Annotated in this window: 15 protein-coding genes; 4 read left to right on the top strand and 11 right to left on the bottom strand. The window is 50.0% G+C overall.

Going from position 1 to position 17799, the window contains the following annotated elements; genetic code table 11:
- Positions 1-47: 47 nt before the first annotated feature.
- The 4 genes from ftsY to BLS62_RS18345 all read right to left on the bottom strand — a co-directional run bounded on the left by ftsY (position 48) and on the right by BLS62_RS18345 (position 4509).
- The gene (gene ftsY, locus BLS62_RS18360) at positions 48-1583 is read right to left on the bottom strand and encodes a signal recognition particle-docking protein FtsY (RefSeq protein WP_093183662.1); all 1536 of its coding nucleotides are present in this window, start codon (positions 1581-1583) and stop codon (positions 48-50) included.
- A 30-nt stretch (positions 1584-1613) separates the two neighbouring features.
- Positions 1614-2882, bottom strand: a complete 1269-nt coding sequence (gene mtaB, locus BLS62_RS18355; protein WP_093183658.1) for a tRNA (N(6)-L-threonylcarbamoyladenosine(37)-C(2))-methylthiotransferase MtaB — start codon at positions 2880-2882, stop codon at positions 1614-1616.
- A complete protein-coding gene (gene dapF, locus BLS62_RS18350) occupies positions 2879-3802 on the bottom strand; it encodes a diaminopimelate epimerase (protein WP_244283598.1) in 924 nt (307 codons plus the stop codon). The genes mtaB and dapF overlap by 4 nt, the downstream gene beginning before the upstream one ends.
- A gap of 134 nt (positions 3803-3936) precedes the next feature.
- Positions 3937-4509, bottom strand: coding sequence for a L,D-transpeptidase family protein (locus tag BLS62_RS18345; protein ID WP_244283597.1), 573 nt, complete (start codon positions 4507-4509; stop codon positions 3937-3939).
- Positions 4510-4707: 198 nt separating this feature from the next.
- Here BLS62_RS18345 and BLS62_RS18340 point away from each other — a divergent pair, with 198 nt between their 5' ends.
- Together BLS62_RS18340 and BLS62_RS18335 are read left to right on the top strand one after the other, a co-directional pair.
- On the top strand, positions 4708-5391 hold the full coding sequence (locus tag BLS62_RS18340) for a response regulator transcription factor (RefSeq protein WP_093183656.1): 684 nt from the start codon (positions 4708-4710) through the stop codon (positions 5389-5391).
- 124 nt (positions 5392-5515) lie between these two features.
- Positions 5516-5923, top strand: a complete 408-nt coding sequence (locus BLS62_RS18335; RefSeq protein WP_244283596.1) for a cyclic nucleotide-binding domain-containing protein — start codon at positions 5516-5518, stop codon at positions 5921-5923.
- Here BLS62_RS18335 and BLS62_RS18330 read toward each other — a convergent pair.
- Positions 5920-6378 carry an Lrp/AsnC family transcriptional regulator gene (locus BLS62_RS18330; RefSeq protein WP_093183651.1) on the bottom strand — a complete coding sequence of 153 codons (459 nt, stop codon included), beginning with the start codon at positions 6376-6378 and terminating at the stop codon, positions 5920-5922. The two genes, BLS62_RS18335 and BLS62_RS18330, sit on opposite strands and share 4 nt — an antisense overlap.
- 101 nt (positions 6379-6479) lie before the next feature.
- Between BLS62_RS18330 and BLS62_RS18325 the strand changes: the two genes are divergently transcribed.
- Positions 6480-7103: a LysE family translocator gene (locus BLS62_RS18325; RefSeq protein WP_093183649.1), complete on the top strand. Its 624-nt coding sequence runs from the start codon at positions 6480-6482 to the stop codon at positions 7101-7103.
- Between the two features lie 72 nt (positions 7104-7175).
- Here the strand turns inward: BLS62_RS18325 and leuD are convergent, their stop codons facing one another.
- Both leuD and argC read right to left on the bottom strand, forming a co-directional pair.
- Entirely contained in the window at positions 7176-7781 is a 606-nt protein-coding gene (gene leuD / locus BLS62_RS18320; protein ID WP_093183646.1) for a 3-isopropylmalate dehydratase small subunit, read from the bottom strand.
- Positions 7782-7825: 44 nt separating this feature from the next.
- Positions 7826-8773, bottom strand: coding sequence for an N-acetyl-gamma-glutamyl-phosphate reductase (argC, locus tag BLS62_RS18315; RefSeq protein WP_200798540.1), 948 nt, complete (start codon positions 8771-8773; stop codon positions 7826-7828).
- A gap of 355 nt (positions 8774-9128) precedes the next feature.
- Here argC and BLS62_RS18310 point away from each other — a divergent pair, with 355 nt between their 5' ends.
- Complete coding sequence (locus tag BLS62_RS18310) at positions 9129-13937, top strand: NAD-glutamate dehydrogenase (RefSeq protein ID WP_093183644.1); 4809 nt, start codon at positions 9129-9131, stop codon at positions 13935-13937.
- Positions 13938-14014: 77 nt separating this feature from the next.
- Here the strand turns inward: BLS62_RS18310 and BLS62_RS18305 are convergent, their stop codons facing one another.
- The 4 genes from BLS62_RS18305 to BLS62_RS18290 all read right to left on the bottom strand — a co-directional run bounded on the left by BLS62_RS18305 (position 14015) and on the right by BLS62_RS18290 (position 17534).
- Positions 14015-14317: a hypothetical protein gene (locus tag BLS62_RS18305; RefSeq protein ID WP_093183641.1), complete on the bottom strand. Its 303-nt coding sequence runs from the start codon at positions 14315-14317 to the stop codon at positions 14015-14017.
- A gap of 414 nt (positions 14318-14731) precedes the next feature.
- The gene (gene blaOXA, locus BLS62_RS18300) at positions 14732-15544 is read right to left on the bottom strand and encodes a class D beta-lactamase (RefSeq protein WP_093183639.1); all 813 of its coding nucleotides are present in this window, start codon (positions 15542-15544) and stop codon (positions 14732-14734) included.
- Positions 15545-15694: 150 nt separating this feature from the next.
- Positions 15695-16474 (bottom strand): GNAT family N-acetyltransferase, encoded by a 780-nt coding sequence (locus BLS62_RS18295; RefSeq protein WP_093183636.1) that lies wholly within the window; start codon positions 16472-16474, stop codon positions 15695-15697.
- A gap of 94 nt (positions 16475-16568) precedes the next feature.
- A complete protein-coding gene (locus BLS62_RS18290) occupies positions 16569-17534 on the bottom strand; it encodes a hypothetical protein (RefSeq protein WP_093183633.1) in 966 nt (321 codons plus the stop codon).
- Between the last annotated feature and the right edge of the window lie 265 nt (positions 17535-17799).

Below are 17799 nucleotides of genomic sequence, written 5' to 3'. Positions count from 1 at the left end.
CCTACATTAGCCTATCACCTGCGAGGGTCCAATGAACTTACGCTAGTTCAATCGAAGGCTTCGTCTTTGCCTGCAATTGCCTCAGCAAAGTCCTTGGCGGAGAATGGTTCAAGATCCTCAACGCCTTCACCAACGCCGATGAAGTGAACAGGAAGGCCATATTTGCGGGCAATGGCTACCAGAATACCGCCACGGGCTGTGCCATCCAGCTTGGTCATCACAAGCCCGGTCACACCCGCAACTTTGCCGAAAATTTCAACCTGAGAAAGTGCGTTCTGCCCGGTCGTCGCATCGAGTGTCAGGAGAACGGTGTGCGGCGCATCTGGGATCTGCTTTTTGATTACGCGGATGATCTTCTCAAGCTCATCCATCAGCTCGGCTTTGTTCTGCAAACGGCCAGCTGTATCAATCAGCAAGACATCAACGTCTTTATTAAGAGCCGCGTCAATAGCATCATAGGCAAGTCCGGCAGCATCCGCCCCGGTATCGCGAGCAACCACTTCAGCGCCGGTGCGGTCACCCCATACTTTCAACTGCTCAACTGCTGCTGCGCGGAATGTATCTCCCGCTGCGAGCATAACTTTTTTGCCTTGCTCATGAAGCAGGGAGGACAGCTTGCCGATTGTGGTGGTCTTACCAGTCCCGTTTACACCCACCATCAAAACGACGTGCGGTTTGTGTCCGTGGTCGAGATCCAGTGGTTTGGCGACTGGTTCAAGTACGCTCTCAATTTCTTCAGCAAGAATTGCGCGCACTTCCTCGCCAGAAATTTCCTTGTCGTATCGGCCATCGGAAACACGATCTGTGATCGCTATTGCCGTGTCGATGCCAAGGTCAGCCTGAATGAGAATATCTTCCAGCTCTTCAAGTGTATCTGCATCCAGCTTGCGCTTGGTGAAGATTGAGCTGATGCCCTCAGTAAGGGCACTGGACGACCGGGAAAGCCCGGCCTTAAGGCGTTGGTACCAGCTTTTCTTTACTGGAACAATTTGCCCAGCTTTTTCAGTTCGCTGAGTTTGTCCAGCCTCTTCAATTTCTTGAGCTTCGTCAGCTGCTCCAGATTTTCCGTCTCCGCGAAGATCTTTAGCGCTTCCAGCTTCTTCTGGTCCTTGAGTTTCTCCAGATGTTTCAGAGATCTCAGATGCGAGAATGGGGTTTCCATCGGCAATATCCTCAGAGGTAGCAACAGCTTTATCGCTGTCTTCTATCCCTAGTATATCTGCCTCCGGAGGAGCGTCTGCTGAAACGTTTTCATCCGGAAGGTCGTCGGCCAGATACGCTGTATCTTCCAGCGCTTTGATTTCCGCTCTGCCAAAAACTGGAGGTTTCTCAGTTGGTTCCGGTTCGGCAATGGGCGCAGGTTCCGCTGTGATCTCTGGATTTTCGAGATCAAGCGTTTCATTTGCAATTGCTTCTGCCGTTTCTTCAAGGCCATTTACTGAGTCCAACGGCACAGCTTGAACGCCTTCAAGAGACTCACGCAGCTCTGCGCTATCAGGAGCGGTCTGCTCCTGCTCGCTCTGTGTTTCTTCTGAGGTGCCACCAAACAGGCGACTGAAAAAACCGCGCTTTTTTTCGCTCATACTGGAAAGGTACCCTTGAAGTGTAAAAGCTTATGCAACTTTGCCAACCGGCTCTGCAATCAGATGTCTTTCGGTATGCCCTGTAATGCGTGCAGAAACAAGACTTCCTGCTGTGCCCGCATCCAGTTCAACCTGCGTAAACTGCTCGGTGCGACCAAGTCCCTCACGCTCAATGAGGATCTCACGCTCCTTACCAACTTCCGCACGAAGGTGAGCAAGCAAAGCTTCCTGACCCTTAATACGAAGACGGGCTGCGCGCTCTTTAATAATCCTGCGATCAAGCTGCGGCATGCGAGCTGCTGGTGTACCTGGGCGAGGAGAGAACGGGAACACGTGTAAGTGTGTCAGGCCGCACTCATCAACAATGCGCATGGTGTTCTCAAACATCTCATCGGTTTCTGTTGGGAAGCCGGCGATGATATCAGCGCCAAACACAACATCGGGACGCATCTTGCGAACGTCCTCGCAAAATTGGATGGTATCCTCGCGAGAGTGCCGACGCTTCATGCGTTTCAGAATCATGTTGTCGCCAGCCTGCAAAGACAGGTGCAAGTGCGACATCAGACGTTGATCATGGGCGATGACTTCCATCAACTCATCATCAGCTTCAATACTGTCGATGGAGGAGAGGCGCAGTCGCTTCAGATCAGGAACCATCTTCAGTATCTTGGCACAGAGCGTTCCCAGCTTTGGTGTGCCCGGCAGATCGGCACCAAAAGAGGTGATATCGACACCAGTCAGTACGATTTCGCCGTAGCCATTATCAACCAGCCGTTTGATCTGATCAATCACAACGCCCATCGGTACTGAGCGAGAGTTTCCACGGCCATAGGGGATAATGCAGAACGTGCAGCGGTGGTCACATCCGTTTTGGACTTGAACAAAGGCGCGGGAACGTCCTTCAAGCCCGTCAATCAGATGACCTGCAGTTTCGCGCACGCTCATAATATCGTTAACGCGAACCTTCTCGGTATCCTCAATGCCAAACTGAGCGACACGGCCATAAGAGGCGCGCTCAAGCTTTTCAGAGTTGCCAAGAACCAGATCCACTTCACCCATCTCGGCAAAGGTTTTAGACTCAGTTTGTGCGGCACATCCGGTTACGATGATGCGTGCATCAGGGTTTTCGCGACGTGTTTTACGAATGGCTTGTCGTGCTTGGCGGACTGCTTCGTTGGTCACGGCACAGGTGTTGATCAGCACGGCGTCTTTCAGGCCAGCGGCCTCGGCTTCGCGCTTCATCACTTCCGACTCATAAGCGTTCAGGCGACAGCCGAATGTTACAACATCAATGCTCACTGCGTAGGCTCCATTGCCGCATCCCCCGAAGCGGTCTTTGTGTAGGTCAGGGTGTTAAGATTAAGCTCACCCTCGAATTCAATTTCTGTTTCGCCGGTCATTATGATGTGGTCATTGTCCTCACGCCACTCAATACCCAGCGGCCCTCCCGGTAGATGAACGGTGCACTTACGTGCTGTTCGTCCTGTCCGTGCTGCAGCAACTCCCGTTGCGCAGGCTGCGGTGCCACAGGCTCGCGTCAAGCCAACACCACGTTCCCAAACCTTCAGGCGGATCTCGTTTTCGCCGATGATTTGAGCCAGAGAGATATTCGCCTTTTCAGGGAACATCGGGTGACACTCAAGCAATGGTCCAAACCGCTCAAGGTCATGGGTTTCAATATCATCCACCCAGAAAATAGCATGCGGATTACCAACGTTAACAACACTTGGCGAGTGCAGAACTGGCGCATCAATTGGCCCGATCTGAAGCTCAATAGCGCGTGTATCAACAAACTCTTCCGCAAGCGGGATTTGCTTCCACTCAAGACGCGGAACGCCCATGTCTACGCTCACAAGTGTTTCGCTGTCAGAGGCATGAGCAATCAACAATCCTGCATTCGTGAGAATAGCAACGTTTGAGGTTTTCGCCTCGTCCATTAACAGGCGGCCAATACACCGTGTTGCGTTTCCGCAAGCACCTACTTCACTGCCATCACGGTTGTGAATTCGCATAAATGCATAAGCGCCGGAATTGGTGGGCTCAACGGTGATCATCTGATCAAAGCCAATTCCCTTAGTACGGCTCCCGATTGCAGCTATCTGCTCGGGAGTTAAGGCAATTTCGTTTTCGCGGGCATCAAACACCACGAAATCATTGCCAAGGCCGTTCATTTTTAAAAAGGGAACCAACATATCCGTCATCAGCTCGCTACCATCCATATTTAACCCGTCAAGAACGCACTATATGAAGGAAAATACCGTAGATTACTAGGGAAAATACAGGAGAAACCCTCGGTTAGAACAACTGAACGAGCCGCTTTAAAGCAGCCCTTATGCATTGAACGAGTTTTGCGTTAATCAACACACACTTCTAGCACGTCACCAGGAGCCATTTCCTTCAGGATCTCACGCATCACTTCTGGGTAAACAGCAATACAGCCCTCTGTCGGTAAAAAGCCTTCACGGGCGACGTGAAAGAAGACGGCGCTGCCTTCGTTCTTAACGGCCGGATACATGTTGCAGTCCAGCACAACAACAATGTCGTAGAGCCGATCATCCCGCCACATTTTTTCGTGACTGGGTTCATATGGCAAATCAACAGGTCGGTTGTAGAGCGTCTCCTCAGAAGAATCGCACCAGCCGTCATCAGGAGAAAGTGGTGAAACCGGCAAATAAGTTACCGGACAGGACCCACGATCTGCGCGATAATACACATTCAGCAGTTCAAAGCGTCCAATTGGCGTCGTTCCATCGCCTTCCTTCTTTGTGTGCGTTAAACCAGTTCTTCCCAGCGCACACGCAAATGTTACCGCTCCAAGACTAAGTGTTCCGGAGTGTGGTTCCTCACCTGTATGGCGCACAAATAGCGTTTTTTGCGTCTTTTTACGCAGTTTTGTAGGCGGGGTGGGCATAGCGAGTGGAAGCATTACGAAACCTGATATCCTGAGAAAAATACTGGAAGAAACACTCCCAAATAAAGTGGGGGTCACTTGCGCGTGAACTAGATTTTACGAAAAACTCGGAGATTTACCATGTTTTCGCTCGCCTTTTTTTCGGCAACCCTTCATGTATTTATGTGAGATAAGTTTTAGGCAATGCACCGCTACCGGTGATTGGGTGAGAATATGACCGCACGTAAAATTCTTCTTGTAGATGACGATAACGATCTGCGCGAAGCTCTCGTAGAGCAACTGTCGCTCTATGATGAATTTGAAACCACTCAAGCAGAGAATGCTGCAACTGGCATCAAAAAAGCAAAAGAAGATCATTTTGATCTTGTTTTGATGGATGTTGGTTTGCCGGACATTGATGGCCGTGAGGCTGTGAAGATGTTGCGCAAAGCCGGCTTTGGCGCACCTGTAATCATGCTAACCGGTCATGACACAGACAGCGACACCATTCTTGGTCTGGAAGCTGGTGCGAACGATTACGTTACCAAGCCGTTCAAGTTTGCTGTTCTTCTGGCTCGTGTTCGTGCTCATCTGCGTCAGCATGAGCAGAGCGAAGATGCTGTGTTCACCATTGGTCGCTACTCCTTCCAGCCTGCTGCAAAGTCTATGCAGGATGACAGTGGCTCCAAGGTTCGCCTGACAGAAAAAGAAACCTCAATTCTGAAGTTCCTTTACCGCGCAGGTGAAAAACCCGTGACCCGCGACGTGCTGCTGCATGAAGTTTGGGGTTACAACTCCGGCGTCACAACGCACACTTTGGAAACGCATATTTACCGTCTGCGCCAGAAAATTGAGCGTGACCCGTCCAATGCAGAGCTTTTGGTGACAGAAGCTGGTGGATATAAGCTTGTGCCTTGAGGCATAAGCGGCTAATTCAAATGCTATGAGTTTAGCCCGCGACATAGACATTTTAAGACGTGTCCCACTCCTCTCTCAATTTACAGAGGACCAGTTACGCTTGCTTGCCTTCAGTGCGGAGGCAATGCAGGTGTCTAAGGGTGGGACCGTTTTTAATGAAGGTGAGCGGGCAGACGGCGGCATCGTGCTAACAGTCGGCAAGGTGCAGCTGGAAACAGGTATGGGTCGCGATACGCGGCTCAGAGGGACCTACGATCCCGGTACCTTGTTTGGTGAAAATGCGTTGATGGCCGAGGGCAAACGCCCAGCCCGTGCAGTCGCTGTTGAAGACTGCCAATTGATCCGCATCCGCCGCGCACTGTTTTCGCGAATGCTTCAAGAATTCCCAGAAACAGCTCGAAAACTTTACCTCGACAAATCAAACCAGTTTACCACGACTGTTGCAGCATTGGCGCAAGTTGGCCGTCGATTGGACGAAGTCGAAGCTCTGAACGAGCAACATAAAAAAGATGTAGCAGGTAAGCGCCTTTAAAGCGGCTTCTGCACACGGCTCTCCTTAAATTCATAGACAATCGAGCTTTCGATCTTCGTGATGTACGCCCGCTTTGTGAAGTTATCAAAGGCGAGGCTTTTGAGATGATTAATGTCGCGCACGCGCAAGTGGGCGATGATGTCGTACGCCCCGCTGATTAGGGCAACGGACTTCACTTCGGGCAATGCGATCACTTCCTCAATGAACTCTTCAACTAATAATTCTTCATGCTTATCCAACTGAATGAAAAACATCGCTTCCGCGCCGATACCAAAGGATTTGGGGTTGATGACAGCATGACTCGACGTAAGAACACCATTATCTTTCAAACGCTTAACGCGTTCATGGCAGGCTGATGGACTCAGGTTGACTTCAGTTGCGATCTGTTTGTTCGGACACAGGGCATTATCCTGTAAAATCTCAAGAATTTCGTAGTCTGTCCGGTCAAGGTTCATTTTAAACTCAATTTCAGTAATCAATTCGGTGTTTGGAAGGTTAATGCCGGAGTATATTCGGAGAAATATAAAAATGAAACTCCGATGAGAATATCTTTGTTATGGCAGCGAACATCTTCCTCTTTCTAGTCACCACACTAAGCCTGATTATTGTCCCGGGACCAGACATGCTCTATGTCACCAGCCGTGCTTTGGCGAACGGAAAATCAGCAGCATTTAAAGCCTCTGTCGGAATTTCCGCCGGATATATGATCTTCACGATTCTTGTTGCTGCCGGCTTCCAATCTGTTTTTATGGCAGAGCCAGAATTGTTTCAGGCAATTCGCTGGGTAGGCCTCGCCTACCTTATGTTCCTTGCGTACCGCCTGTTTTTTGCGGAAGGCATGTGGACGACCGGTGAGGAGCAAGCCGCACCGTCAGGAAGCAGTGATTTCAAATTTGGCTTTCTGACAAGCTTGCTGAACCCAAAGGGAATGCTGTTTTACTTTTCCCTTCTTCCGCAATTTTATATGCCAGAAGTCATGCCCTTCTGGCTCTATGCATCGATATTTGGCGCGATTGCCAGCCTGCTGTGCTTCATAGTGTATTATGGTGTTGGATCGCTGGTATCTGGACCAGCAAGAGTTTGGCTTGCAAACAGCGGCAACGGCAAACGCGTCTCCATGCTGGCCAGCATGAGTGTTTTCGCCGTTGCGATCTCTATGGTTATCGCGGACATAGCGTGAAACACGGATTGTAAGCAGACAACAAAAAGGGCGCTCACAGCGCCCTTAATTATTTCAAAATGTTAGTAGGACTTAGTGCCAAGGGTGGCTCTTTTCCAGCAGGTCTTCGTAGGTGTCGATGTGAGCAGTCTTTTGAAAAGTCTGACCAATGTCATCAAGGCCGTTGATGAGGCAATGCTTGCGGTGTGGATCAACATCAAACTTGATGGTGCCACCGTCAGGACCGCGAACTTCCTGAGCTTCCAGATCGATTGTCAGGGTAGCGTTTGCACCGCGAGATGCATCATCCATAAGCTTATCGAGATCATCCTGGCTCACAACAATTGGCAGAATGCCGTTCTTGAAGCAATTGTTGTAGAAGATGTCAGCAAAGCTGGTGGAGATCACACAGCGGATACCGTAATCAAGCAGAGCCCAAGGCGCATGCTCACGAGAGGAGCCGCAGCCGAAATTGTCACCGGCAACCAGGATCTGGGCATTGCCATATCCTGGTTTGTTCAGAACAAACTCTTCGTTTTTGGAACCATCATCGTTGGTGCGCATTTCATGGAAAAGTGCTGTGCCGAGGCCCGTGCGCTTAATGGTCTTCAGAAACTGCTTCGGGATGATCATATCTGTATCGATATTGATCAACGGTAGCGGTGCAGCAACGCCTGTCAGTGTCTCAAACTTTTCCATGGATTACTCTCCTCGGATCTCTGGAATTCTCTTTGATTTTGTTTTTAGGCCACGCAGAGATCTACGTTCTCACTCAGGCCCATCATAATATTCAGGTTTTGGACTGCGGCGCCGGATGCGCCTTTTCCAAGATTGTCATAGATAGCAACCAGCATTGCCTGCGCCATGTCGTCATTGGCAAACACGTGCAAGCGCATGTGGTTTGTACCGTTGAACATTTCGGGACTCAGATCTTCAATCGCATTGACACTTTCAAACGGAGCCACTTCCACATCGCCATTAACGCTTGCGAAGTGATCCGCGAGCGCGGCGTGAAGGTCTTTGCCCTTAGGTACAGTGCGAAGTTGGCCAAGTTGCAGCGGAACAAACGTCATCATGCCCTGCGCATAGTTGCCAACGGAAGGCTGGAACAGCGGTGCATGTGCAAGGTCTGCGTAGTGCTGCATCTCCGGTAAATGCTTGTGACCAAACTGCAGAGCATAAGGCCAGAAAGAGGATGGCTTCTCACTGCTCTCATAGCTTTCAATCATCTGACGTCCGCCACCGGAATAGCCAGAAATAGCGTTTACGGTCAGCGCATGAGTGGATGGCACAAGACCGGCTTCCAACAAAGGACGCACGGTTGCGATAACGCCTTGCGGATAACATCCAGGGTTAGACACAAAACGTGCCTTGGAAATGATCTCGGACTGGTCCCTAGTCATTTCCGGGAAACCATAGGCCCAGTCAGGATCAACCCGGTGTGCAGAAGAGGCATCAATAACGCGGGTGGTCTCGTTTTTGATCAGAGACACACCTTCCAGCGCGGCCGCATCTGGCAAACACAGGATCGCTACATCAGCACTATTCAAAAGCTCTGCCCGCGCATCCAGATCCTTACGGCGCTCTGCGGCGATGCTTAGGATCTCAATGTCACGGCGTTCAGCCAAACGTTCTCGGATCTGTAGACCCGTCGTTCCGGCTTCTCCATCAATGAACACGCGCACCGACATTACTGACTCCTTGGAGCTTGTATTAGAATTGGTTCATGGGTTGTACAACGTCCATCACCCCTTGTCACAGAATAGGCAGCGTTTTTTAGACCTCTGTCCTCAATAGGCAGTTGAGGGTGGCTCAAGCAACCAGAGGTTCTTCAAGAAGGTTTTTTGAAAATTACAAAAATTGGGGGATGTCGCTCACATCCAAACACATTCTACTGAAAACGACGTTTTTGCCGGTTTCTCGTAGCGTTTCGGATTGAAAAATTGAACAAATGCACCTTAATAGGTTTCAAAGACATTGGCTGCACGTCCATGTGGCATGTGAGCGCAGTTTATGTTGGTATAATATTGGATGAGGAACGCCTGAATGTCCGGAACGACAACCGAGGCTAAAGCTGGGCTTATTGCCGATACCTGTGCTCTGCTGATTGATGGAAATGAAGAGGAAGCAAGGTTTGCAGAAGACCTCTTCGGCCACGCAGATGCGGAAGATCTCCAGAATTATACAGCTTCTGAACTTGCTGTTATCTCTAAAGAAGCTTGGGGTGATTTTATCAATCATCCCCTTGGGACGCACAGGGTTAGGGTCTTTAATCCGCAACCAAACGCTGATGGTAAACAACTAGAAGACATTACAATCGTTGAAATCGTCAACGATAACATGGCCTTCCTTGTTTCTTCCGTTATGGGTGCTATACAAACAGCAAGCTACGAAGTGCGGCTGGTGCTTCACCCGCTCTTTATTGTTGAGCGTGATGAGAAGGGTGGATTGCAGCGGTTCCACGGCACTGTTGGGCAAGGAGGCCCATCTGTTCGCCGCGAAAGCCTCATCCATATCCATCTGACACGCCTCAATTCAGAGGATGACAACAAGAAGCTTGAAGAAACGCTTAATCTTGTTTTGAGTGATGTTCGCAAAGCTGTGACGGACTGGCGCCCTATGCGCGACAGAATCCAACGCGCTGTAGACGAATATCAGCAAGTCCGGAAGAGAGCGAGCAGCAAGCAGTTTGATGAAGCGATCGCTTTCCTTGAGTGGATGGCAGCAGATAATTTCACGCTTTTGGGCATACGTGAGTTCATTTTCGAAGATACCACCGAAAACGGCGAGCTTTCTCTCATTGAAGGCTCTGGCCTCGGCATCCTGTCCGATCCAAAGGTCAGAGTGTTGCGTAAAGGCTCCGAATTCGTGGTGATGACACCGGAAATTCGTGAGTTCTTGCTAAAGCCCGAACCGCTGATCATCGGTAAGGCAAACATCCGCAGCCGCGTGCATCGCCATGTGCATATGGATTACGTCGGTGTTAAGCTCTTCGACAAAGAAGGCAAACTTCGCGGAGAATTGCGTGTTGTCGGTCTCTTCACTTCAACGGCCTACACCCGTTCCACCAGCTCAATTCCTTATATTCGCCATAAAACAGCGAAGGTGATGAAGAAGCATGGCTTCGATCCTGAAAGCCACAGCGGTCGTGCGCTTCGCAATATTCTGGAAGGCTATCCGCGTGATGACCTCTTCCAGATTGATGCTGACACGCTTTCCAATTTTGCTGATGCGATTTTGCAACTGAATGAGCGACCGCGTATTCGTGTGCTCTCCAGAACAGATAAGTTCGACCGCTTCGTATCCATCATCACGTATATTCCAAGAGATCACTTCACCACGAGCATTCGTGAGCGTGTTGGAAAATACCTTGCCAATGTTTATGAAGGTCGCCTGTCCGCATGGTACGCAACCTTCCCGGAAGGACCGCTCGTCCGCGTGCACTACATTATCGGTCGATATGCCGGTGATACACCAATCCCATCTCAGGCAGAGCTGGAAGCGTCCATTCAGGAGATTGTTCGGACCTGGACAGATAGCCTGAGAGAAGCCCTGCGCTCTGTTTATGGGAATGCGATTTCCGGTGCCCTTCTCAAGCGGTATGGCTCTGCGTTTGATGGTGAATACACCTCTGGTACACCTGCAGCGACAGCAACCAAAGATATCCGCCGCATTGAGCAGCTCAGTGAGAAGCGCCCGCTTGTTATCAGCTTCTATAAGCGGGAGCGTGAAGGCAAGGGCCAGATCTCGCTTCGCGCGTATCACATCAATAAGCCAATCCCTTTATCAGCTCGTGTTCCAATGTTGGAAAATCTCGGCTTCCGGGTGATCAACGAGAGAACTTACCGGATCACGCCGTTAGATCGCGACTTAAGTTACTTGCACGATACAACGCTTCATTTGGATGAAGACCGGTTCCGCAATTTCACCGAAGCGGACATCGAGCGTCTGGGAGCTTTGTTCCTTGCAGTGTGGAATAAGCAGGCCGAAAACGATGGTTACAACGCACTGGCTTTGACCGCTGGGCTGGCTTGGCGCGATATCGCAATGATCAGAGCGTTCTCCCGGTACTTACGTCAGGCGGGAATCCTCTATTCTGAGGATTATATGTGGGGAACTCTTAACCGCTATCCACAGATCGCTCAGCAACTCGTTCACTTGTTCCATACACGCTTCGATCCGACACTTGGGACGTTCGAACGTTCGGGCAAGGAGACGCGTCTTATTGATGAGATTTCCGCAAGCCTGGATGATGTGACAAGCTTGGATGATGACCGAATTCTGCGTCGTTTCCAAAATTTGATCCTCGCAACATTGCGCTCAAACTTCTTCCAGTTGGATGATGCAGGTCAGCCAAAACAGACATTCTCATTCAAACTTAACCCGCATAAGGTTGAGGGTCTGCCCAAGCCTCTGCCATACCGCGAAATATTCGTATATAGCCCGCGGGTCGAAGGCGTTCACATGCGCTTCGGTCCAGCTGCTCGTGGTGGCTTGCGCTGGTCTGATCGGGCGCAGGATTACCGCACAGAAGTGCTCGGCCTTGTAAAAGCTCAGCAGGTCAAAAACGCTGTGATCGTTCCTGTTGGAGCGAAAGGTGGCTTCCTGCCAAAGCAATTGCCAACAACTGGCGGCCGTGATGAGTGGATTGCGGAAGGAACAGCAGCCTACAAGATCTTTATTGCATCATTGCTGGAGCTGACAGACAACTTGGATGCAGACCTAATTCTGCCGCCGGAACTGGTTGTTCGCCACGACCAAGACGACCCATACCTTGTCGTTGCAGCGGATAAGGGCACAGCCACTTTCTCAGATACCGCAAACGCGATCTCTGAGGACAAAGGCTTCTGGCTTGGCGATGCATTCGCGTCCGGTGGTTCTGCTGGTTACGACCACAAGAAGATGGGCATCACAGCGCGCGGAGCGTGGGAAGCTGTAAAGCGCCACTTCCGCGAGATGGATCGGAACATCCAGAAAGAGCCATTCACCGCCTGTGGTGTTGGCGACATGTCTGGTGATGTGTTCGGCAATGGTATGCTGCTTTCCAAAGCAACCAAGCTATTAGCTGCATTTGATCATCGCGATATCTTCCTTGATCCTAATCCGGATCCAGCCGCGACATGGGACGAGCGCAAACGCATGTTCGATCTGGGCCGGTCTTCTTGGCAGGATTACAACAAAGAGCTGATTTCAGAAGGTGGTGGCATCTACTCTCGTTCTGCAAAGTCAATTCCTTTGACTGTTCAGGTCCAGAAGCTGCTCGGCTTCAACAAACCCAAAGCATCTCCTCAGGAAGTGATGACTGCGATCCTGAAGATGAAGGCAGATCTGTTGTGGTTTGGCGGTATCGGGACGTATATCCGTGCATCTGATGAAAATAACAATGACGTTGGCGACCGTGCCAATGATGCAATTCGTATCACAGCCTGTGAAGTTGGTTCGAAGGTCATCGGCGAGGGGGCAAACCTCGGCATTACCCAAAAAGCACGTATCGAATTCAGCCGTGCTGGTGGGCATTGTAACTCGGATGCCATCGATAACTCGGCTGGTGTGAACTCCTCCGATATGGAAGTGAACATCAAGATTGCGCTGGGCACTGCGGTGAAAAAGGGCAGCTTGAACACGCCAGACAGGAACGTTCTGCTTGCAGAGATGACCAATGAAGTGGCTCAGCTGGTTTTGCGCAACAACTACCTGCAGACATTGGCAATCTCCTTGTGTGATCGTCGCGGTCTGGAAGATCTTGGCTATCAGGTGCGCATGATGCGTCAGTTGGAAAGCGTCGATCTGCTGGATCGTGTTGTTGAAGACTTGCCAGATGACAGTGTGATTGAAGAGCGCGAAAAAGCAGGTCAGCACCTGTCTCGTCCAGAACTTGGCGTGCTGCTGGCTTACGCAAAACTCACCCTGCACGATACGCTGCTCAATAGCTCGGTTCCAGATGATGCTTATCTGGCGAAAGAGCTTTACCGTTACTTCCCTAAGAAGATGGCCGAGACCTACTCGAAGGAAATTGAAGGTCACCGTCTACGCCGCGAAATCATCGCGACAATGCTGGCAAACTCCATCATCAACCGGGGTGGCCCTGCCTTCTTGACCCGCATCATTGACCAGACTGGCGCAGCCGCAGCAGATGTTGCACGAGCCTTTGCTGTAGTCCGGGATGCGTTTGGCCTGACACAACTGAACGAAGAGATTGATCGTCTCGACAACACCATTTCTGGTGAACTACAGTTAGAGCTATATGAAGAGATCCAAGACCTTGTGCTTGGCCAGGTCATATGGTTCCTGCGCAATGTCTCCTTCGAAGAAGGTCTGGAAACCGCGATCAACCGCTTCCGGGGCAACGTGCAACGTCTCTCTCCACGTCTGGAAACATTCCTCTCCGAAGAGCAGTGCGAAGCACTGAAAGCTGAAACCCATCGTCTGGTAGAAGCTGGCGTACCAATCATGATTGGCGCTCGTATCGCTCGTCTCAGCGGTGAGATGGTGATCCCGGATATCGTGCTTGTCTCGGAAAAATCAGCACGTGATGTGGATGAGGTTGCAGCTTCCTACTTCCGCGTTTCTGATCACTTCCGCTTCACCGACATCGAAGAACTGGCGCGTGAATTTGTCATTCGTGATTACTACGATGGCCTCGCGTTGGATCGCTCCCGCTCTGTTCTGGCGGAGGCGCTGCGTAACCTGACGGCTCAGGCACTGGAAAGTGAGAATGGCTTTGAGGGATGGCTGGAACGCCATGGTGCACGAGCAGACAGAACGCTGAAAGCAACCAATGAAATTTTGGAACACAACCTTTCAGTTTCCAAATTCTCGGTTGCTGCAGGAATGCTAGCAGAGCTGGCTCACTAACTATTTACCCGTGAAAAAACAAAAGGCCCGGCACAGTCTTCTGCTCCGGGCCTACTCTTACCTAAAGGTCAGATCGGTCAGCCCTTGGCGTGTTTTTCTTTTTCCATAGCCAATCGCGTTTCAAGGTCTGAAATGCGCATCATCGCAGCCTTCTTGTTCTCTTCGCCGGTGGCTGCACGATATTGCTCACGCGCTTTGGAAAGGTCATGCATCAACTGTACTTGGTGTGGCATTGCTGCCTGATCAAGCATGCTTTTATCAAGATTATCAACGCGCTGGTTTTCGACCTTCGACCCTGTTTTTGAACGCAGTGCTTCCAACTGCTCTTTAAGTTCTTGCTGGGCGGCGGCGCTCTTGTTGTTTTTGTTTAGGTCGAACATGCTGGTTCCTTTTTGAGTGTCTGGATACCCTTAAAGTAGATATGAGTTTAAACCTGCATCTCTGTCTATTGGGTCAACAAAAATTTGCTAACTCATCGACTAATGAACTGACATTTTATATATTTAAATTAGTTTCATGTTTTCAAGATAAGAGTTGTTTGAATTAACGTCATTTCTATTGATAAGTCAGCGAAGAAATTACATTTACTCTACTATGACGAAATAAATTATACTAACGACAATTATTGGATGTGCCGATGGCATTACACCACGGACAAACCGCGCCATAACAGTGCTCAACACCAGAAGATTTGCAGCGAGTGGGTGGTGTTCGGGAATGTTGCTATGGGACCCTAGGAGACTGCCATTACGAATACAGTCAGCCTCGAGATAATTCTAAGGGCATTGGATAGGTCACTGAGGGTCGAGTAGCCCCAGTCGCATCAGAAAATTCCTTGCTAGATCTATGCGTTTGGGGAGGTCAGATCGAGAGTGAATGTCCATGTTCAGAGCAAACGTATAAACGCTGTCGTTCTGCTCAACCCAGCCAACCCACCAGCCGATACCCGGTTTTGTGCTGATACTCCAACCCGTTTTGGCATGTAGTTCATAGCCGCTTGTATCTTCTAGCAAGGTAATCTCATGGACGTCATCGAGCGTTCGCTCGCTGAATGGCAAATCTCTGGTCGCGAGTTTGGATAAAAATACCGCTTGTTCTTTAGCGCTAATTTCAAGTGGCCCATTTAACCAGAACCGTTCAACATTCTCACCAATCGTAGCGTTACCGTACTGCAATTTTGCTAGCCACTCCGTGTAGGCTTTCGGTCCGACACGTTGGGCAATTTCCTGATAAACCGGCACATTGGATACCATAATCGCCTCACGAAGGCCCATTGGCTTACGCCAGCTCTCTAAAGCGAGTTTTCTGTTGCCCGTCGGGACAACCTCATCCACGCCAGCAACAATGCCGAGCTCCAGCGCAATTAAGCTATTTGGAATTTTGAAGGTGGAAGCAGGTATTTTTCGTGCCGCTGCACGAGACCTGTTCACAAGGACCATCCGGTCTTTTGCAATATCGTATAAGACAAACGTTCCCTCAGAACCGGATTGCAAAAATACCTCATTAAGATCCTCCCGCTCGACGATCTCCATGCTGCTTGAGGTGCTTGTTGAAATGAGAAAACCAATTGCGGAAAGCGCGAGCAAAAAAGTGTTGGGCGTTTTCATTAATATTTGCCTCTGCGAACCAAAGCTGGACGGTAGAGCCGACAATGAATTTGAAATAGGGCCACTCAGTGTTACGTATAATTATTAACCGCTAAGGTTGTTGAGTGAGGTGGAAAAGCCCCCTCGATTATTGACCAAGGGAGCTGCACTTTAAAAAACCTTAGTTTCTTGTCTGGCAATCAATTCAGGCAATGAGGTGATGCGGTCACCATTTTCTTTGAAGTTATCTGGTGCCAACCACTTTTCAAAGGCCGCTTTCAAAACAGGCCATTCACTATCAATGATAGAGAACCATGAAGTATCCCGGTTCTTACCCTTCATAACTGTGGCCTGTCGGAACGTGCCTTCATAGCTGAAGCCAAGGCGAACTGCGGCCTTACGAGAAACTGTATTGAGAGAATGGCACTTCCACTCATACCGTCTGTAACCGAGCGTTTCGAAAACATTTTTCATCATCAGATACATGGCTTCTGTTCCGCCCGGCTTGCGCTGTAGCAGAGGAGAAAAATGAATGTGCCCGACTTCAATGCTGCCGATCTCAGGAGAGATTCTGATGTAAGTCGCAACGCCAACGGCTTTGCCGCTTTCAGTGTCAATGATGACGAATGCCAATGGGTCATTGCCCTTAGCAAGCCCATTTATGTGGAGCAAAAACTCGGAGTATTCGGAAAACGGGCCATACGCGAGGTAGGTCCAGTTGCGGCCTTCACGATCAACGCTGAATGCTTCAAACAGCTCTACGGCGTGTTTTGATGGATTGAGGCGCTCTATTCGGCAATAGCGCCCTTCCAGTGTCGTATCGGGTGGAAACTGAGCAGCAGTCCAGTTAGGCAAGTCATCGCCTACGGCCTGACCAAAGTCATTCTGATTATCAAGTGTTTTCATCTCGGACTTCTCTGAAGATTTCATTGCAGCTAGATATGCGAGCATTTTTGGTCTCCTAGGAATGTCCAGTTTAAGAAAAATTGCAGTACCAAAATGATAAAATCCTGACCAGAAGCCGAGGCATTATCGTCCAGCAAGATTACAAGCGCTCAGAAGGGTCGTTTTTTCTGGTCAGTGTTTTGGTTTCTTTACTGTCTTTGTCGCTCTTAGACGCGGTGAAGGCCCAGAAACTGCGTTTAATATCGCCCTTTGCAAAGCAGTCGTAGAAATCACGACGTCCGTACATAGAGTTCTTGTTACAGCCATAGCCGAACCAATAACAAGTGTCGCTCTTCTTCACTTCGATGTGGCCATGACGGTTGCGTTTGTCGCGGTCATAAACACAGATAGAGCCAACCGGTGCACGGTCAGGACTGCTAACACGAAGTCGTTTGAAACCGTATTTTGGGAGTGATTTGATCGCCATATAAGCAGAGCCACCGGGAATGTAGGTGTCTACCATGCCTTCAGCCATAAGGTGTTTTTTCACATAGCGGTAACAGTAAGTCATACCGCGGCGACGGCGAACAGTTCGTCTTGCACCCGAACTTGCAGCAACAATTGCAGATGCATATCCGAGATAACTGTCTTCGTCGCTGCCTGCAATTTTGTTGGCATCCTCTTGGCTGAGAGTTTTTTCTTCCGCCAGAGCATATTTCGCGAAATCAGCTTTAGTGACGTAAAGATCCGAGGTGCTGCCATCTGCAACAACTGCTTCAGCATCCGGATCAATACCAAGGCGAACCAACTCACCTTTATGCTCATCGGTTACCCAAGCCAGAACGCTCAGCATTGCGCCAACAGAGAGGATTTGTTGAACTGAACTGCCAGCCTCACCGTCTTCATCAGTTGCCCAGCCCTCAGCTAGAATGGGTCTGGAAACGCTGTAACTACCGGAAGTCGTAAGCTTGTTTTGAGGTAGATCTGCGGACCCTGTGAGGATCAAAGCGGTGTCTTCTGGCGAAGAAAACGCACCATACGAAGCATTTGGCTCAGCCGCAACGGCTGTTGTAATCAGCAACAAACTAAGTCCGGCAAATGCGGAAACCTTGGCAAGCTGTAGCATAATCCCTCCGAAAAGCGTATTTTAAGCACAGCAGCACCAGTTCCCGCGCGCAGTGCATCGCGAGATTGCAAATTTTGGCAATAGGAAACAGTCGGCGAGTTTGCACGCTCCGCGGTTCATGCCAGAGTGTTGATGGTGCGCAGCTGTCGTTTTACTGTCGCAAGTCACCTGCTAGGTGTGCATTTCGCACGCCGACAGGCGCAGATGGCTCGCAGCAACCCAAATGGGAGACATGCAGGCCTGTCGCGCTTAAACAAAAAACTCT

This window comes from Pseudovibrio sp. Tun.PSC04-5.I4 (genome assembly GCF_900104145.1).
Lineage (GTDB): Bacteria > Pseudomonadota > Alphaproteobacteria > Rhizobiales > Stappiaceae > Pseudovibrio.
This window is presented reverse-complemented; position numbering and strand designations above follow the sequence as displayed.